Raw genomic sequence first — 16,163 nt, 5'->3', positions numbered from 1 at the left:
TTCTAATGCCGGGTGCGTTAATCGGAAATTTTGTGTTCTTACGAACGCTTATTTAGAGCACTGAGCTACTCCCCTCCTTATTTCAAGGAGGGGTCCGGGTGGTTATCTTGTAAATCCTATACGCCCTTTAACTCATCATAAGCTGCTGTTAAACTTCTCTGAATTCCTTCTCCCTGCCACTCAGGAGCATTGGGTATAGCGGTTGCCTTTAAGATATCCTCTTTCGATTTTCCTGCTTTGATTTCCGCACCCACAAAAGTTAATAAATTTTGAAGATAGTTTTGGAAAGCTTTAATATCAGCTTTATTTCCGGTTACTTTCTCCGGCTCGCGGCTATGACCAAAGATAAAAAGTGTATCGTTGTCGAACTGATTGTGAATTTTTTCCAGTGCGGCAATCCAGTTTCCGATATGTGCTCCGTTTTCTCTATCGATATAAGGATATTTCCGGTTGGAAACCAAATCACCCACATGCACAATATTTGCATTTTCGAAATGGTAAACGGCATCACCGTTGGTATGTGCAGAACCATAATAATAAGCACTTATTTTTTCGTTCCCAACGGGCGCTTTCCAGCCTGTGCCGAAGGTAGTATCAGGTAACAACTGCTTATCTAAATTATTGGCTTTCTCGGCTCCTCTTTTTTGATTAACCAGCGAGTTTTGATGTGCCACAACCTTCTCTGCTAAACCTTTAAAAGCAATATTACCCGCCGTATGGTCGCTGTGATGATGCGTATTAATCAAATACTTGAATGGCTTTTCACCCAGTTTTTTCAATTCTTCAATTACATGTGGCGCAGAAGCCGGAAATTGCGAATCTACCACCACAAAACCGTTGGAAGAATTTAACCAGCCAATGGTTCCGCCCTGCTCAGTAAAAATACCAACATTATTTCTTAGCGGCTTGAAATTATATGCCCGGAATATTTCCTGCTGCGCAAATGCATCACTTTTATAAATTGATAGCAAGGCCATTGCTAATGCTGAGTTTTTAATAAAATTTCTTCTTTCCATTTTTCAAATTAACTTAAAAAGCCACAACAAATGCTGTGGCTTAAATTTAATAAACTTGCTTGTAATAATTGGTTAGATTCCTGAACCTGGTGTAGTTCCTGGTTCGTGACCCGGACCAAAAGCATTGTTCTTACGTCCTTTATCTTTATCAAATAAATTAGTAGCAACTTTTGATGACTTGTTATCATCAAGGTTTCTATTTTCTTTGATATCCTCGGCTGTTTTATCTAGCAATTCATTCTCAATGATTTTGCCTTTTTCTTTATCAGTTCCCATAGTATTTTCAATTGATGTATTATAGGAACAAGTAAAAATTTATTTTGTTTGTGATAGTTGTTTTAAGAATGAGTTTTAACATAGTTTTGCCATGCCCTCGTTTCAAAAGCGCAAACTCACTTAAAACTATAAATTCAAAGCATCGATCCCGATAGTTTCCTGAAATCGTGTATACATCCAAATGAATTAAATTTCCTTTTATGTATTTTATTGAAGTGATGGGAAGATTCAAACGAAAACGGCGTCAGAATAAACTTATAAATGTGTTTTCTGTCTGCTAAAGATTTTCCAGTCTCAAGATTTGTTGATTGTGGAGTGATTTCATAATTTTCCATAACGATAAGATTTATAGAAAGCTTGGTTGCTTTCGTGGGTTGAATAAATTTTAGAACGAATGTATTCTTGAGTTGCAACTCAGGAATTTATAAGCTGTTGTAAAATTTGTCTAACCTTATACCATGGGATTTTGATAAGGTTTCGTTGAGGAACTAATTGTTATTGGCTTTGGATTGCCTTTATCTTAATTAAATATAAGTTTTTGTTTTGGGATATGCAAGGGGTATTTTGAAACGTTGCTGATGTTTTGGAAGTTTGCCCACAGACTGTTTAATCTACCTCATCTTTCAGCGCTTTCTGTGTCTCAGTGGCAATCTTACGAATGTTTTCCGCTCAGTAGGCGGGTAATTTTTATATTCCCAAGCACCACAAACCCTAGTAATCTTGAACCTGATTGACGTGGAAATAAAAAGCTTTTCTACTTTTGTGGGAACAGAAAGCAGGACTAAAATTAAAAAAGGGCTGCTATTGCTTTCCAATAAACAGAAAATCTTTATGTTTCGATAAGCTCAACATGACAACGGCGATGAAATAATAGGCATAAAAAAAGTCCCGAATTACTCCGAGACTGTTCCTATTTGGTTAATGATATTTTAGGCTAAAGCATTTTGCTTAACCACCATTTTTACTTTTTCAATAACGTAATCCAACTCTTCTTTTGTAGTGTATTTACTGAAAGAAAAGCGAACAGAAGGACGATTCGGATCGGCCTTGATGCCATTTAAAACATGTGAACCAATGTTTGATCCTGAAGAACAAGCACTACCGCCCGAAGCACAGATGCCGTTGATATCTAAATTGAATAACAACATATCGGCCATATCCATTTCCGGGAAAGACACGTTTAACACCGTGTAAAGGCTTTTATCTGCATCTGTTTCGCCGTTGAAACCAATACCAGGAATTTCGGCAATTAAAGCCTCTTTCAAATAATCTTTTAAACCCTGAATATGGTTTTGGTGTTGCTCCATTTCTGCATAAGCAATTTCCAAAGCTTTCGCCAAACCTACAATGCCGTAAACATTTTCTGTTCCGCCACGCATGTTACGCTCCTGTGCGCCACCATAAATCATCGGTGGTATTTTAATGTTGCTGTTTACGTACAGGAAACCCACGCCTTTCGGGCCATGAAGTTTATGTGCCGCACAAACGATGAAATGAGCTTTCAGTTCTCGTACATTGTGTGTGTAATGGCCCATGGTTTGAACCGTATCGGCATGATAAATGGCATTGTATTTCTCGCAGATATCGCCAACTTTAATCATATCGGTTAAGGTACCCAATTCATTGTTGGCATGCATTAATGAAACGAAAGTGCGTTCATTATTGGCAAGCAATTCCTCCAAATGCGCATAATCAACATTACCTTTCTCATCGATATTAACAAAACTCAATTTATCAATTTCGCCATTTTTAAGCATCATATTTAAGGTATGCTCAACTGCATGGTGCTCAATTTTTGAAGTGATGGCATGTTTAATTCCATACGCGGAAATACCGCAGCGAATAGCCGTATTATCAGCTTCGGTACCTCCCGAAGTAAAAAATATTTCGGATGGAGAGGCGCCAAGAAGATTGGCAACTGTTTTACGAGCCTTTTCTACCAGAGTTCTCACCTCGCGACCAAGCGCATGAATAGCCGATGGATTACCAAAAGAGTTCTCCATCACATTTGTCATTTCTGCAATCACTTCCTTATCCAGAGGCGTTGTAGCTGCGTTATCTAAATAAACTCTCTTCATTTGCTAGTTCAATTTAAGGATTTCTTTAATATCTGAAATGATTTTGTTGGCCAAGTTTTCGGCAACAGTTTCATTCTCAGCCTCGCTGTAAATACGGATAATCGGCTCTGTATTAGAACGGCGCAAATGTACCCATGTTTTATCAAATTCAATTTTTAATCCATCTATAGTGCTATAAGGCTGGTTTTTATATTTTTCCTCTACCTGTTTCAATAAATTATCGATATCCATTTCTGGCGTAAGCGTAATTTTATTTTTCGAAATGTGGTATTGCGGATAACTGCTTCTTAGTAATGAAATAGATTTACCAAATTTAGCCAAATGGGTTAAAAACAAGGCAATTCCCACCAAAGCATCTCTTCCATAGTGCAATTCAGGGTAGATGATTCCACCGTTACCTTCGCCGCCAATAATGGCCTTGGTTTCTTTCATTTTGTTCACCACATTAACCTCGCCAACTGCCGATGCGTTATAAGCTGAACCGGCTTTTTCAGTCACGTCGCGTAAAGCACGTGTTGATGATAAATTTGAAACGGTGTTTCCGGGCGTGTTCTTCAACACATAATCAGCAACAGCAACTAAAGTATATTCTTCGCCGAACATGCTTCCGTCTTCATTTACGAAACACAAACGGTCAACATCCGGATCAACCACAATACCTAAATCGGCGTTTTGCTTTTGTACCTCTTTCGAAATTTCTGTTAAATTCTCTGGAAGCGGCTCCGGATTATGCGGAAAATGACCATCTGGTTCACAGTAAAGTTCTGTAACTCTGGTTACCCCTAAAGCTTTCAACAAAGCAGGTATAAAAATACCACCAGTTGAATTTACACAATCAATTACGACTTTAAAATCAGCTTTTTTAATCGCTTCAACATCTACCAAAGGCAATGCTAAAACCTTATCAATATGTTTTTGCAGGTAAGTATCGTTTTTAATTACTTTACCCAGTTTATCTACATCAGCAAATTCGAAACTTGCGCTTTCAGCTATATCTAAAACTTCTTTACCATCTAAATCGCTAATAAATTCGCCATTTGCATTTAGCAGTTTTAAAGCATTCCACTGTTTCGGATTGTGACTCGCCGTTAAAATAATTCCACCACCGGCTTGTTCATCAGGTACCGCAACCTCAACAGTTGGTGTGGTCGATAATCCCAAATCAATTACCTCAATGCCTAAACCTTGCAAAGTTCCAATGACTAAATTGTTTACCATTTCACCAGAAATGCGTGCATCACGACCTAAAACAATTCTTTTGTTACCTGTTTTTTGTACAACCCAACTACCGAAAGCTGCTGTAAATTTTACGATATCTAGGGGTGTTAAGCCATTTCCAGCCTGTCCACCAATGGTTCCTCTTATTCCTGAAATTGATTTTATTAAAGTCACTTTGTGTATTTTATTAGGTTTCAAAAATAAGAAAAAAAACAAGATAGCAGCTATTTTTAGGCTGCCTGGTTGGTTAATTTACATTGTTTTTATATCTATTTATACGATATGTTTTGTAGAAATTAGTTACGGCATTTAATCAAACGTGTGACTGATTTTTAATTTTTCGGAAAGCAGTTGCAGCATGATATCGGTTACAACAGTCCCGCCCTCGTTTCAAATCCTCTCCCGATGAAAAATCGGGATTGCGGGTTTTCCACTAAGTCGGGTTTAGCGCAGTTAAGCTTGTAAGGCTGCATGCCCAAACGGAAAACCAAGCCTTGATTTCCAAAATTTAAATCCAGATCTCCAACCAGATTAAGTATAAATTGCGTAGCTGTGAAATTAATGTACTTTGTTTATCTCAATTTTATCTAAGTTTGCAGATTCGAAAACAAAAGGCTTTTTCTTTATGCAGCGCAAGTGGTTTCAGTATTGGTTTAATTCGCCATATTATCATATTCTTTATCAACAAAGAAACGATGCCGAAGCCGAATTTTTTATCGACAACCTTACCAAATACCTTAATCCACTACCCGATTCAAAAATATTGGATATTGCTTGTGGCAAGGGCCGACACTCTATTTATCTGAACAAAAAAGATTTTGATGTTACCGGCATTGACTTATCAGAGCAAAGTATAAAATATGCCAGACAGTTTGAGAACAATAAGTTACATTTCCTGGTGCATGATATGCGCAAACTTTTTTACATCAATTATTTCGATGTTGCGTTAAATCTCTTTACCAGTTTCGGCTATTTTGATACCGAAAAAGAGCACGTAAATGCACTAAAAACTTTTAGGAAGTGCTTAAAAGCCAATGGAACACTGGTATTAGATTATTTCAACACAGAGAAAATCATCAGGAATTTAAACCATTGCGAAGTGAAATCACTTGATGGCATCACTTTCAACATTACCAAAAATGTAGTTGATGGAAAAATTATCAAGAAGATAAATTTTGAAGATCAGGGCAAGACTTTCAACTTTGAAGAACGGGTTCAGGCGTTTTCATTCGAAGATTTTCGGCGAATGTTGGCTAAGGCGGGTATAGTGATCGAAAAAACGTTTGGAAGTTATTCGCTTGAAGAATTCGACGAATGCGTTTCTGACCGTTTAATTTTAATCTGCAAAAAAGCATGATAGAAAGCATACAGCAATTTGATGTTGAGTTGTTTTTGAAAATCCACCGTGGACTTTCTAATGGCTTTTTCGATTGGCTGATGCCTTTAATGCGCAACCGTTTTTTCTGGTCGCCACTTTACTTATTTATTGTTATTTTTTGCATTAAGCAATACCAAAAACAAGGCTATTATATTATTGCGATGTTGCTCTTTACATTTGCCTTGGGCGACTTAACTGCATCGAGGTTGATTAAGCCTTTAGTAGCCAGAGTTCGACCCTGTAATGATTTAAGTCTGGCAAACGATATTATCCACCGGGTTCCATGCGGCAGCGGATTAAGTTTTCCATCAGCACATGCAACCAATCATTTTGCCATCGCGGTATTTTTGATCTGCTTATTTTACAGCCGCTGGAAACCGATTTTACCACTTGGCATATTTTGGGCAGCAATTATTAGTTTTGCACAAGTTTATGTAGGTGTACACTACCCTGTAGATGTTACCACAGGTGCATTACTGGGTACGATAATCGGTTTTACATGTGCACAAATTTTTAAAAAACTACAACCTGATTTTTAATGGAAGCTTGGAAATTTGCCGTACTTTTTTTCTGCGCCTTATTAGGAGGTTCGTCTATATTTTTAGTTAAAAGCGATAAATCGAAATTACTTAAACTGATTTTATCATTTAGTGGTGCTTATCTCTTTGGCATTACCGTACTTCATTTAATTCCAGATGCGTATAGCGGACCAGATAAATGGCAAATCGGTGTTTTTATCTTAATTGGGTTTTTACTTCAGATATTTTTAGAGCAATTTTCAGAAGGTGTAGAGCATGGACATATCCACAAACACCATGATGGCCATGTGTTTCCCTTTGGTATCATGATTAGTTTATGTTTACATGCATTTTTGGAAGGAATGCCGCTGGCAAAGGACCAGCATAACGAACTCATCTTTGGAATATCATTGCACCACATTCCTGCAGCATTTGCACTGGCAAGCATCTTAATGCAAAACCATTTTAAAAAAGGAGGTATAATTTTCTATTTGCTCATCTTCGCTGCGATGGCACCGCTTGGTTTTTATGTAAGCGTTGGCTTAAGTAACGGAACCATAGGTGGTATAGATGCCTATTTCAATAAAATTATGGGTATTGTAATCGGTATTTTCCTACACATTTCTACTACAATTTTATTCGAATCAAGTGCCGATCACAAAATCAACACCCGAAAAATGATCGCTGTTTTACTGGGTATTGGTGTGGCCTTGATCGGTTTTTTCGCCGGACATGCGCATTAATTGAGTTAATAATTTGTCGTTTGCAGTTAACATGAGTTTGTTAAAATTTATGTAAATTAGTACATGGACGAAATTGTAAAAGAACCAAATATAGAATACAAAAAAAGGCATTTTACAGTCGCAGAATACCTTGAGATGGAAAAAGCATCACAAGAAAAGCATGAGTATTTTCAGGGTGAGATATTTTCCATGTCTGGTGCAGGTATAAATCACAATAGAATTTTCAGCAATTTATTTGGAGAAATATGCAATAAGTTAAAAGGTAAAACTTGTGAGCCTTTTGGAAGCGACATGCGTATGCACATTCCAAATAATACGCTATTCACTTATCCTGATATTTCTATCTACTGCAACGATGTCAAACAAAGTAATGCCGATGATGAAACTTTTATTGAACCGACGGTAATCATCGAAATCCTATCGCCATCAACTAAAAATTATGACAGAGGTCATAAATTCGATCTTTATAAAGATATTCCCTCCTTAAAGGAATACATCCTAATTGATTCTGAATCTATATCGGTTGAGGCCTTTTACCTTAACGACAAACAAAACTGGGAATTAATTGAATATAAAGCAATTGAAGATGCTTTAAAGTTTGTTTCAATGGGATTTGAAGTTAAATTGAGTGATATCTACAAACGGGTTAAATTTTAGAAAGATTACTCATTTCTTCTCTTTTTTCTTACCGTAACCCCAGGGGCAATGCTTGCATTTATTTTTACAGCAATAGCCCCGTTTCAAATGATAAGCTTCTGTAAAAACCATCAAGCCCGCTTCGTTAAAATAAAAATCTTCGCCCTCTTTCATAAAAAATTATTGAGTGAATTTTGAATTATTGAATGACTGAATTTTGAATAGTGAATTAATTACTACCATTCGCACTCAAAATATTCAATCACATACCCATTCTATCATTCATTCATGATCTTGATTTCTAGCCTGCCTTTAAAGTAATCCTTTAGTTGTTTCCCATCGCCATGCAGAGTCCATACCTGCTTCGGTTGCACTTTATCAATCGTGTCTAAAATTGCATTCCAGTCTGCATGATCTGAAATGTAAAGTGAAATTCCGTTTTGTTGCTGTAGATTCTTCCACCCCGAAGCAAAAGCACGAACAACATTAATGGCTTTATGGTAGCTATGAAAAACCATAGGAGGCACGATATAAACCTGATGTTCATGCTGGTTTTTCATCACCTTACGATCGTACATCTTATAATTGCCGATCTTCATTCCGTAATCTTCATAAATTTTCACAAAAGGCATAATGCTATGGTGAACCATTATATTTTTTGTTGGGCAATGTTCGTTTAGTAAATGAATAATCCGCTGGCTTTTACCTAATGCATAAGCACCCAACATAATGTTCGCAGTGGTTTCGTTGAGTTTCTTAATTTCTTCAATTGGAGATGGATGCTTGGTATCAGGATTTGCAAATGTACTTTCCGTAATCAACACATCAGCAGCGATAAATTCAAAAGGCTCGCAGGTAACGTCAGGTTCAATTTTATAATCGCCGGTATAAAGGTATTTTGTGCCTTGATATTCCATCAAAACTTGCGCCGAACCCAATATATGGCCGGCAGGATAAAAAGTAATGGCTACATCTTTAATTTTAAACGTTTCGTGGTAATTTCTGGTATAAAAATCACCAGCTGCAAACTTACGGTAACGATGTTTCATGAAACTTTGTGTCGCCGCAGTGCAATGCACATGCTGACTTCCCCCTACGGCATGATCGCCATGGGCATGAGATACCACTGCCTCATTAACCGGTTGTTGCGGATCTAAATAGAAATCGCCATACACACAGTATAGACCTGTTGGGGTGATGGTTATAAAATCGTCTAAAATCATTGATCAGGATTTTTAAGATTTAAGGATAAACATGATTTTAGTTGAAACATCACTTGGAGAAAATACATTGATAAAAGATAAGATGAAGATTAAATCTGCACACCAGCAGCAGTATTCAGAAAAAGATGGTGTAGGGATAAAACCTGTTCAATAATTGAATTGGATTCATCGTTGATAACGAAATGATTGGCCAATTTTGCTTTTTCTTCATCACTCCACTGCTTGTCTATCCTTGCTTTAACCTGCTCTGCTGACACCTGATCGCGTTGCATTACCCTTGCCAATTTTACTTCAAGCGGAGCAGTTACCAAAATCGTCGTATCGCACATTTTGTAAGAACCACTTTCGAAAAGTAATGCTGCTTCTTTTAGTGTATAGGGAACATTCGGATCAATTGATTCTTCCCATCTATCAAACGCCCTGAACACAGCAGGATGAACCAGGGCATTTAATTTTGCCAATTCAGCTTCGCTATTAAAAACGATGCCCGCAATATGTTTGTTATTTAGTTTTCCATCGTCAAAATAACTATCCTTACCAAAGTTTTTTTTAATTCCCGCGATCAGTAGTTCATCCTGAACCATTATATTTTTCGCTTCGGTATCCGCATAAAAAACAGGGATACCCAAAACCTCGAAAACTTTGCAAATGGTAGTTTTGCCACTACCGATGCCACCTGTTATACCAACTTTATACATTATTTTTCTACAACGAAATCAACTTTTGACGGGCTGATACTAACCAGCTTACAGTAATCCGGAAATTCTGTTATTTTAACTGCGAATTGTTTATGACCTAAATTCTTCCACTCATCTACATCTACAGTAGCTGTTATAAAATTTGCATTCACTTCAGCATAACTACCTAGCGCAACCAGAAATGTTACTTTTATTTTTTTGGGATATAATTTGATGCTATTATAGTTTGTATTGTTAATGATCTTCAAAGGTACTTCAACAGTTTTTTCTGTAAATTCATCAACCGACAATTTCACTTCCGTTGACGATGGATAAATACTTACATTTTTATGAATGCTGTGCTGCAACCCTATCCTAACAGTACTACTATTTTGCAGGTTACTGATTTTCAAAGTATCAGTTGGCCAGAACTCAATTTTGCTTAATTCTTCCATCGGACCGGCTACTTTTATCTTCCTCGGGCTGAGAATGGTTTCTTTAGCCAAACCATACTGCTTTGCAAATTCGAGTTTGCTAACCAGCCTAACATCAACATTTTTCACTACCCTTTTGGTAAAATCGAAATAAAGCGTATCTGGCTTAACGGAAATAACTTTTTGAGCACTGCCAACCTGTTTATTCACTTGGTAAAGCTGATCAGAAAACACGATGAAATCCTTAGTATTCAGCTGACTCAGGTTGACAGAAATAGATGGAGGACTGATTCTCAATCTGGCGAATAGCAGTTGCCAACCCGTTCCTTCAACTTCTAAATCAACAGTATCAGATTGTAAAGGATAAAACGCCCGCTTGGTTGGATTATTTTTGAAGACAATAACCGTTTTTGCAATATAATTGTATTTGTTATTCAACGCCATAAAAAGCCATGCTGCTACAGCCAGAAATAAACAGGCTAAAAGTGTAAGTGCACGGCGTCTCTCGACTTGAGTTAATCTAATAAAGGGCATATTGTAAAGTAAACCAAACTGCGTTTAAGTTTCTGTTTCAGGTAACAATTGTTTCAAATGTAGCAAATTAAGTAGTGGCTCAAAAATAATCTAATCAACTAACTCTTTTTGAAGTTTATCAACACTATAAAATAAAAAAGGGTGTCCAATTCATCTGAACACCCTCTTCAAAAAAGATAAGCTTAAATTATGCTTTTGCCGCTGGTGCTACAACCGCTTTAGTGGCATCTAAGGAAACTGCTGATTTATCGAAACGAATTTTAACTCCACCTTCAACTTCAATTAAGAAAGTGGTATCATTCATATCTGCAATACGGCCGTGAATACCCGCTGTGGTAATAATCTTATCACCTTTTTTCAATCCTTCGATTAGTTTTTTATGGTCTTTTGCTTTTTTAACCTGAGGACGGATCATGAAAAAGTAGAACACTACCGCGATAGCACCTAACATGATTAATTGTCCGTACTGGCCAAATCCACCTGTTGCTTGTAAAATTACTGTTGATGTCATTTCTTATCTATTATATTTATAAAGTTGATTATGGCTAATTGTAGTTAACTCATCATCATTCAATTTATTATTTTTTGGTAAGTACCTCTCCTACCAAATGTACGGTGGCAATGGTTGGGTTTGCATTAGAAGTTACCGTAACTACCTTATCTTGCATGCCTTCTTTGCCTTCGCTATTAAAAATCACTTTAATTACACCTTCTTTGCCAGGCAAAATTGGTTCTTTTGGAACTTCAGGAACGGTACAACCACAAGTAGCGGTAGCATTCGAAATAATTAAAGGGCTTTTACCAGTATTTTTAAATTTGAAATCATGCTGAACTTTTTCGCCCTGATTGATTTTTTTGAAATCAAAAATATCGCTCTCAAACACAATTACTGCTGCATCTGGTGAAGCAATTGTGGTGCCCGATGAATCACCTCCGGCAACTGCTGTTGTTGAATTATTAGCATTGCGACAAGCAGTAAATGATAAAGCCGCAATGGCAAGGATGAATATTTTTTTCATTTTACTCTTCAATTAAACCACGACCGATCTTTTTGATCGTATTCGTTTTTTTAAGATCACCTAAAATTTTGTCTAAAATACCGTTTATGAACGAATTACTTTTCGGTGTACTGTAATCTTTTGATAATTCAAGATACTCGTTGATGGTAACTTTTACCGGAATTGATGGGAAATTTAACAACTCACAAATCGCCATTTTCATTAAAATGGTATCCATTAGCGCAATACGCTCCGACTCCCAGTTCTTTGTACGCTCTGCAATCAACTCCTGATATTTTGCATCATTTTGCAAAGTGTAAACAAATAAATCCTGAACAAACTTGCTGTCTTCAATCCAGTCGGCACTAATTTCAGTTAATTTGTTTTTAAAAGGATCATCAAAAGTAAAGTTCTTCAGTGTTTTGGCAACCATACCTTTCATCACTTCGTGATCTACTTGCCAGTTGATAAATTTCTCTTCAAAAACCTGAATAATTCCCTGGTTTTTAAGGATGATTTTTCTGAAAATATATTTGATGATATCTTTTGATGATTCTAAACTTTCGTTCGGATCGGCAAGGTAATCTGCATATTCTTTTGATGCTTTTAAAGAGTTAAATACCGTTTTACGAATTTCCGGATCGAAACCCCAATCTACCTTGTACTTTTTTACTGCTGAAACATACTCAGGATTTTGCTGCATTAAAACGCTAAACTTATTGTGTAGCAATTTCATATTCGGATTTAAATCCTCAGCTGTTTTAAGGTGTTTGTTAGCACGTTCTGCAGCATCATTGGCTGTGAACTCGGTAACTTCAACCATTAGTGATAACATCCAGATGTACATTTCGTACACGCTATCGATGCTTTGCATTAAAGTTTTAAGATCACCTTTAATGTCTTTTTTGTCTGCCATGTGCCATGCAAAAATGTTTTGCAAAGCTTTGATTCTTAAGTGCCTTCTGTTTAACATGAATGTAAGAACGAGTGCGGTTTATAAAACCTGTTTTAATAATTATTTAATATGATGATTTGATTTTTTTAACATCTGCAATACGCTTTTCAGCGATACGGTTTGCAGCAATATTTGTTGATATATTTTCAGTTTTACTCAATTTGATCACACTGCGTGTAGCATCGTAAATATTCTCCGTAAGCTGAACAGTACGCTTCTTTCCAAAACCAGTCCATTCCGAATAACAGGAAATTAATCCGCCGGCATTAATTAAATAATCCGGGGCAAAAAGAATTCCTTTTTTCAGCAGTAACTCACTATCTAAAACTTCATCTTTTAACTGATTGTTTGCTGAGCCTGCAATAATTGCAAACTTCATCCTTTCGATGGTTTTGTTGTTAACCGTGGCACCCATTGCGCAAGGGGCGTAAACATCTGCATCGCAACCAAAAATTTTGTCAGCCTCGATAGGTTTTGCCTTGTATTTACGGGCTACATAAGTCAATTGTTCCTGATTAATGTCGCTAATTAATACCTCAGCATTTTCCTTCCTCAATAAAGCAACCAAATGTTCGCCAACATTTCCAATCCCCTGTACAACAATGGTTCTACCGGCTAACATGTCAGTACCGAAAACCTCTTTTACACTTGCTTTAATACCTAAATAAACACCTTGAGCAGTAAAGGGAGCAGGATTACCTGCACCTCCAATTGATTCTGGTACGCCGGTTACATAATTGGTTTCCATACGAATATATTCCATATCACGCGTATTGGTTCCCATTTCTTCAGCGGTGATGAATTCGCCATTGAGGTTTTTAATAAACCTGCCATAGCTACGCATTAAAGTTTCAGTTTTATCTTTACGAGAATCGCCGATGATGACACCTTTTCCGCCACCCAAATTCAAACCTGTAATGGCCGACTTGTAAGTCATACCGCGAGATAAGCGTAACGCATCTTCAAGCGCTTCACCTTCGGTTGCATAACTCCACATCCTGGTTCCGCCTAAAGCAGGCCCTAAAGTTGTATCATGAATGGCAATAATAGCTTTTAAACCTGTATCGGGATCATTACAAAAAACCAATTTTTTATGCCCGTAAGCACTCAATTGCTCTAGAATGGATGAATCTGACGAAGAATTTGCTGGCATAATGAACGTTCGGCTAACCTGCTGCAAAATTAAAATAAAAAACCATTATTACACCTATTTCACGAAACTATAACAAAATTATCTCTGCTTTGGCTAAATTTGTCAGGAATGAAACATCTGAGCAGATTAAACAAATACTTCTTAAAATATAAATGGTGGATTATTCCGGGCAGTATTTTCGTGGTGATCTCGAATATTTTCGGCGTGGTACCAGCGCAGGTTATCGGTTATGCTGTTGATTTAATTACAGAAAATGTTCAGGTTTACAATTTGTTTAATGGTTTTAACCGCCAGCAAATTATTTACGATATTTTCAGCAGCAATCTTTTATACTTTGGCTTGCTTGTCATCGCATTATATGTTTTACGGGGATTGTTTCTATTTTTCATGCGTCAAACGATCATTCTCATGTCTAGGCATATTGAGTTTGACATGAAAAATGACATCTATCAGCACTATCAAAAATTAAGTTTAGGTTTTTACCGCCGGAACAATACCGGCGACTTAATGAACCGTGCTACTGAAGATGTAAACCGTGTTAGAATGTATGTGGGCCCGGCAATTATGTATACCATCAATACGTTTGTGCTATCTGTACTCATCATCTGGTCGATGTTTGATGTGAATTCCAAACTGGCAATCTATTGCCTGCTCCCACTACCTTTTCTGGTCATCATCATCTACTATGTAAATACCCTGATATTTAAGAAGAGTGGAAAAATACAGGAGCGATTATCAGATTTATCGAGTTTTGTACAAGAACGTTTTTCAGGTATTCGGATTATAAAATCTTACGTACGAGAAGATTACACCCGAAATATGTTTGAAATTCAAAGTAATGATTATAAAAAAGATTCAATGAGCCTGGTGAAGGTTTCAGCGCTTTTTTATCCTACCATGTTGTTACTAATAGGATTAAGTACCATCCTTACCATTTACGTTGGTGGCAACCAGGTGATGAATGGAAGCATTACTGCCGGAAATATTGCAGAGTTTATCATTTACATTAATCAGTTAACCTTCCCTGTAACCATGTTGGGTTGGGTAACTTCGCTCATTCAACGGGCGGCTGCATCTCAAAAGCGTATTAACGAATTTTTGGATATTCCATCTGATATTCAATCTACAAATACAGCAGAAAAGGAAATCAACGGCAATATCAAGTTTGAAAACGTAAGTTTCACCTATCCTGATACCGGAATTGAAGCATTGAAAAACGTTAACTTTCAAATTAAAAGTGGAGAATTTGTTGCCATAATTGGAAAAACAGGTTCAGGAAAATCAACATTGGCGAATCTTTTGATGCGAATGTATGATGTTGAAAACGGTAGTATTAACATTGACGGAGAAAATCTAAAATCGCTTAACCTTAAGAATTACCGCAGCCAGATTGGTTTTGTACCCCAGGAAGTTTTTCTTTTTTCAGATACCATTAAAAATAATATTGCTTTTGGTTTAGATCAGGTAACGGATGAGGAAGTTTTTAATGCGGCGAAAAACGCTTCGGTTTACAATAACATTATGGGATTTGAAGAAAAATTCCAAACGATGCTTGGCGAACGCGGCATTACATTATCTGGCGGACAAAAACAACGGGTTTCCATTGCAAGAGCATTAATCAAATCGCCTAAAATTTTAATATTTGATGATTGTTTATCGGCTGTTGACACCAAAACTGAAGAAGAAATCCTACAAAATTTAGGTAAAATAATGCTGGGCAGAACCAGCATATTAATTGCCCACCGTATTTCTACTATAAAAAATGCCGATAAAATATTAGTTCTCGACAACGGAAAAATCATTGAACAAGGCACACACAATGAATTACTTAGCTTAAATGGCAGTTATACCGAGCTTTATAACAATCAACTCCTGGAAGAAGAAACAAGAACAATTTAAATTGTATTAAAATTGTATTTTGTACTTTAAATATTTGCTTTATATTTACCGAAACCAAAAACCAACATCAATACCAACCATGGGAGAATTCGACAACAAGGAAAGAGAAGAAGTTTTTTCAAAGAAAGTAAGAGCAGGTAAGAGAACTTATTTCTTCGACGTGAAGGCTACTCGCTCAGGTGATTATTATTTAACAGTTACCGAGAGCAAGAAAAGATTAGAAGACGGTGTATTCGTTAAACACAAAATCTTTTTATACAAGGAAGATTTCGAGAAATTTGCAGAAGGTTTAAACGAAACTGTTGATTACATTAAAACTCACCAGGATGTTGTTGAAAAACGTTACGAGTACTCTGAAAACGGAGAGCACAGCACTAAAGCAACCGATGATTTTTCATTTTAAGTAAATATAATTTCAATAAAAAAG

At 36.7% G+C, this 16,163-nt stretch carries 18 protein-coding genes; 6 read left to right on the top strand and 12 right to left on the bottom strand.

The features are described from left to right. Positions 1 to 116 precede the first annotated feature (116 nt). The 4 genes from R2Q70_RS04320 to glmM all read right to left on the bottom strand — a co-directional run bounded on the left by R2Q70_RS04320 (position 117) and on the right by glmM (position 4,762). A complete protein-coding gene (locus R2Q70_RS04320) occupies positions 117 to 1,016 on the bottom strand; it encodes an MBL fold metallo-hydrolase (protein WP_316806421.1) in 900 nt (299 codons plus the stop codon). A 72-nt stretch (positions 1,017 to 1,088) separates the two neighbouring features. Further along, complete coding sequence (locus R2Q70_RS04315) at positions 1,089 to 1,292, bottom strand: hypothetical protein (protein WP_010603361.1); 204 nt, start codon at positions 1,290 to 1,292, stop codon at positions 1,089 to 1,091. A gap of 929 nt (positions 1,293 to 2,221) precedes the next feature. Beyond that, the gene (locus tag R2Q70_RS04310) at positions 2,222 to 3,370 is read right to left on the bottom strand and encodes a cysteine desulfurase family protein (RefSeq protein ID WP_316806420.1); all 1,149 of its coding nucleotides are present in this window, start codon (positions 3,368 to 3,370) and stop codon (positions 2,222 to 2,224) included. A 3-nt stretch (positions 3,371 to 3,373) separates the two neighbouring features. Further along, positions 3,374 to 4,762 carry a phosphoglucosamine mutase gene (gene glmM, locus R2Q70_RS04305; RefSeq protein ID WP_316806419.1) on the bottom strand — a complete coding sequence of 463 codons (1,389 nt, stop codon included), beginning with the start codon at positions 4,760 to 4,762 and terminating at the stop codon, positions 3,374 to 3,376. Between the two features lie 451 nt (positions 4,763 to 5,213). Here glmM and R2Q70_RS04300 point away from each other — a divergent pair, with 451 nt between their 5' ends. From R2Q70_RS04300 to R2Q70_RS04285, 4 genes are all read left to right on the top strand, one after another. Then, a complete protein-coding gene (locus R2Q70_RS04300; RefSeq protein ID WP_316806418.1) occupies positions 5,214 to 5,945 on the top strand; it encodes a class I SAM-dependent methyltransferase in 732 nt (243 codons plus the stop codon). Further along, positions 5,942 to 6,505, top strand: a complete 564-nt coding sequence (locus R2Q70_RS04295; RefSeq protein WP_316806417.1) for a phosphatase PAP2 family protein — start codon at positions 5,942 to 5,944, stop codon at positions 6,503 to 6,505. Before R2Q70_RS04300 ends, R2Q70_RS04295 begins: the two co-directional genes overlap by 4 nt. Continuing rightward, entirely contained in the window at positions 6,505 to 7,227 is a 723-nt protein-coding gene (locus R2Q70_RS04290; protein WP_316806416.1) for a ZIP family metal transporter, read from the top strand. The genes R2Q70_RS04295 and R2Q70_RS04290 overlap by 1 nt, the downstream gene beginning before the upstream one ends. Positions 7,228 to 7,290: 63 nt before the next feature. Beyond that, positions 7,291 to 7,884 (top strand): Uma2 family endonuclease, encoded by a 594-nt coding sequence (locus tag R2Q70_RS04285; RefSeq protein WP_316806415.1) that lies wholly within the window; start codon positions 7,291 to 7,293, stop codon positions 7,882 to 7,884. Between the two features lie 9 nt (positions 7,885 to 7,893). Here the strand turns inward: R2Q70_RS04285 and R2Q70_RS04280 are convergent, their stop codons facing one another. The 8 genes from R2Q70_RS04280 to R2Q70_RS04245 form a co-directional block, all read right to left on the bottom strand. Continuing rightward, entirely contained in the window at positions 7,894 to 8,037 is a 144-nt protein-coding gene (locus tag R2Q70_RS04280; protein WP_316806414.1) for a DUF5522 domain-containing protein, read from the bottom strand. A gap of 104 nt (positions 8,038 to 8,141) precedes the next feature. Then, the gene (locus tag R2Q70_RS04275; protein ID WP_316806413.1) at positions 8,142 to 9,086 is read right to left on the bottom strand and encodes an exonuclease; all 945 of its coding nucleotides are present in this window, start codon (positions 9,084 to 9,086) and stop codon (positions 8,142 to 8,144) included. Positions 9,087 to 9,175: 89 nt separating this feature from the next. Next, positions 9,176 to 9,784, bottom strand: a complete 609-nt coding sequence (coaE, locus tag R2Q70_RS04270) for a dephospho-CoA kinase (protein ID WP_316806412.1) — start codon at positions 9,782 to 9,784, stop codon at positions 9,176 to 9,178. Next, complete coding sequence (locus tag R2Q70_RS04265; RefSeq protein WP_316806411.1) at positions 9,784 to 10,731, bottom strand: YbbR-like domain-containing protein; 948 nt, start codon at positions 10,729 to 10,731, stop codon at positions 9,784 to 9,786. Before R2Q70_RS04265 ends, coaE begins: the two co-directional genes overlap by 1 nt. A 187-nt stretch (positions 10,732 to 10,918) precedes the next feature. After that, the gene (yajC, locus tag R2Q70_RS04260) at positions 10,919 to 11,242 is read right to left on the bottom strand and encodes a preprotein translocase subunit YajC (protein ID WP_316806410.1); all 324 of its coding nucleotides are present in this window, start codon (positions 11,240 to 11,242) and stop codon (positions 10,919 to 10,921) included. Between the two features lie 67 nt (positions 11,243 to 11,309). Beyond that, complete coding sequence (locus R2Q70_RS04255) at positions 11,310 to 11,750, bottom strand: DUF1573 domain-containing protein (RefSeq protein ID WP_316806409.1); 441 nt, start codon at positions 11,748 to 11,750, stop codon at positions 11,310 to 11,312. 1 nt (position 11,751) lies between these two features. Continuing rightward, the gene (nusB, locus tag R2Q70_RS04250; RefSeq protein ID WP_116167513.1) at positions 11,752 to 12,702 is read right to left on the bottom strand and encodes a transcription antitermination factor NusB; all 951 of its coding nucleotides are present in this window, start codon (positions 12,700 to 12,702) and stop codon (positions 11,752 to 11,754) included. A 46-nt stretch (positions 12,703 to 12,748) separates the two neighbouring features. Continuing rightward, entirely contained in the window at positions 12,749 to 13,837 is a 1,089-nt protein-coding gene (locus tag R2Q70_RS04245; protein WP_316806408.1) for a Glu/Leu/Phe/Val dehydrogenase, read from the bottom strand. 108 nt (positions 13,838 to 13,945) lie between these two features. On the opposite strand from R2Q70_RS04245, the gene R2Q70_RS04240 reads away from it, so the two are divergent. Both R2Q70_RS04240 and R2Q70_RS04235 read left to right on the top strand, forming a co-directional pair. Continuing rightward, a complete protein-coding gene (locus R2Q70_RS04240) occupies positions 13,946 to 15,736 on the top strand; it encodes an ABC transporter ATP-binding protein (RefSeq protein ID WP_316806407.1) in 1,791 nt (596 codons plus the stop codon). A 79-nt stretch (positions 15,737 to 15,815) separates the two neighbouring features. Further along, the gene (locus R2Q70_RS04235; RefSeq protein WP_010600466.1) at positions 15,816 to 16,139 is read left to right on the top strand and encodes a DUF3276 family protein; all 324 of its coding nucleotides are present in this window, start codon (positions 15,816 to 15,818) and stop codon (positions 16,137 to 16,139) included. Positions 16,140 to 16,163: the final 24 nt, after the last annotated feature.

The organism is Pedobacter agri, assembly GCF_032678665.1.
GTDB classification, from domain to species: domain Bacteria; phylum Bacteroidota; class Bacteroidia; order Sphingobacteriales; family Sphingobacteriaceae; genus Pedobacter; species Pedobacter agri_A.
This window is presented reverse-complemented; position numbering and strand designations above follow the sequence as displayed.

What these genes read in the sequence shown, in the direction of transcription:
- R2Q70_RS04320 (WP_316806421.1), bottom strand. Translation starts at nt 1,016, where the DNA reads ATGGAAAGAAGAAATTTTATTAAAAACTCAGCATTAGCAATGGCCTTG.
- R2Q70_RS04315 (WP_010603361.1), bottom strand. Translation starts at nt 1,292, where the DNA reads ATGGGAACTGATAAAGAAAAAGGCAAAATCATTGAGAATGAATTGCTA.
- R2Q70_RS04310 (WP_316806420.1), bottom strand. Translation starts at nt 3,370, where the DNA reads ATGAAGAGAGTTTATTTAGATAACGCAGCTACAACGCCTCTGGATAAG.
- R2Q70_RS04300 (WP_316806418.1), top strand. Translation starts at nt 5,214, where the DNA reads ATGCAGCGCAAGTGGTTTCAGTATTGGTTTAATTCGCCATATTATCAT.
- R2Q70_RS04295 (WP_316806417.1), top strand. Translation starts at nt 5,942, where the DNA reads ATGATAGAAAGCATACAGCAATTTGATGTTGAGTTGTTTTTGAAAATC.
- R2Q70_RS04290 (WP_316806416.1), top strand. Translation starts at nt 6,505, where the DNA reads ATGGAAGCTTGGAAATTTGCCGTACTTTTTTTCTGCGCCTTATTAGGA.
- R2Q70_RS04285 (WP_316806415.1), top strand. Translation starts at nt 7,291, where the DNA reads ATGGACGAAATTGTAAAAGAACCAAATATAGAATACAAAAAAAGGCAT.
- R2Q70_RS04280 (WP_316806414.1), bottom strand. Translation starts at nt 8,037, where the DNA reads ATGAAAGAGGGCGAAGATTTTTATTTTAACGAAGCGGGCTTGATGGTT.
- R2Q70_RS04275 (WP_316806413.1), bottom strand. Translation starts at nt 9,086, where the DNA reads ATGATTTTAGACGATTTTATAACCATCACCCCAACAGGTCTATACTGT.
- coaE (WP_316806412.1), bottom strand. Translation starts at nt 9,784, where the DNA reads ATGTATAAAGTTGGTATAACAGGTGGCATCGGTAGTGGCAAAACTACC.
- R2Q70_RS04265 (WP_316806411.1), bottom strand. Translation starts at nt 10,731, where the DNA reads ATGCCCTTTATTAGATTAACTCAAGTCGAGAGACGCCGTGCACTTACA.
- yajC (WP_316806410.1), bottom strand. Translation starts at nt 11,242, where the DNA reads ATGACATCAACAGTAATTTTACAAGCAACAGGTGGATTTGGCCAGTAC.
- R2Q70_RS04255 (WP_316806409.1), bottom strand. Translation starts at nt 11,750, where the DNA reads ATGAAAAAAATATTCATCCTTGCCATTGCGGCTTTATCATTTACTGCT.
- nusB (WP_116167513.1), bottom strand. Translation starts at nt 12,702, where the DNA reads ATGTTAAACAGAAGGCACTTAAGAATCAAAGCTTTGCAAAACATTTTT.
- R2Q70_RS04245 (WP_316806408.1), bottom strand. Translation starts at nt 13,837, where the DNA reads ATGCCAGCAAATTCTTCGTCAGATTCATCCATTCTAGAGCAATTGAGT.
- R2Q70_RS04240 (WP_316806407.1), top strand. Translation starts at nt 13,946, where the DNA reads ATGAAACATCTGAGCAGATTAAACAAATACTTCTTAAAATATAAATGG.
- R2Q70_RS04235 (WP_010600466.1), top strand. Translation starts at nt 15,816, where the DNA reads ATGGGAGAATTCGACAACAAGGAAAGAGAAGAAGTTTTTTCAAAGAAA.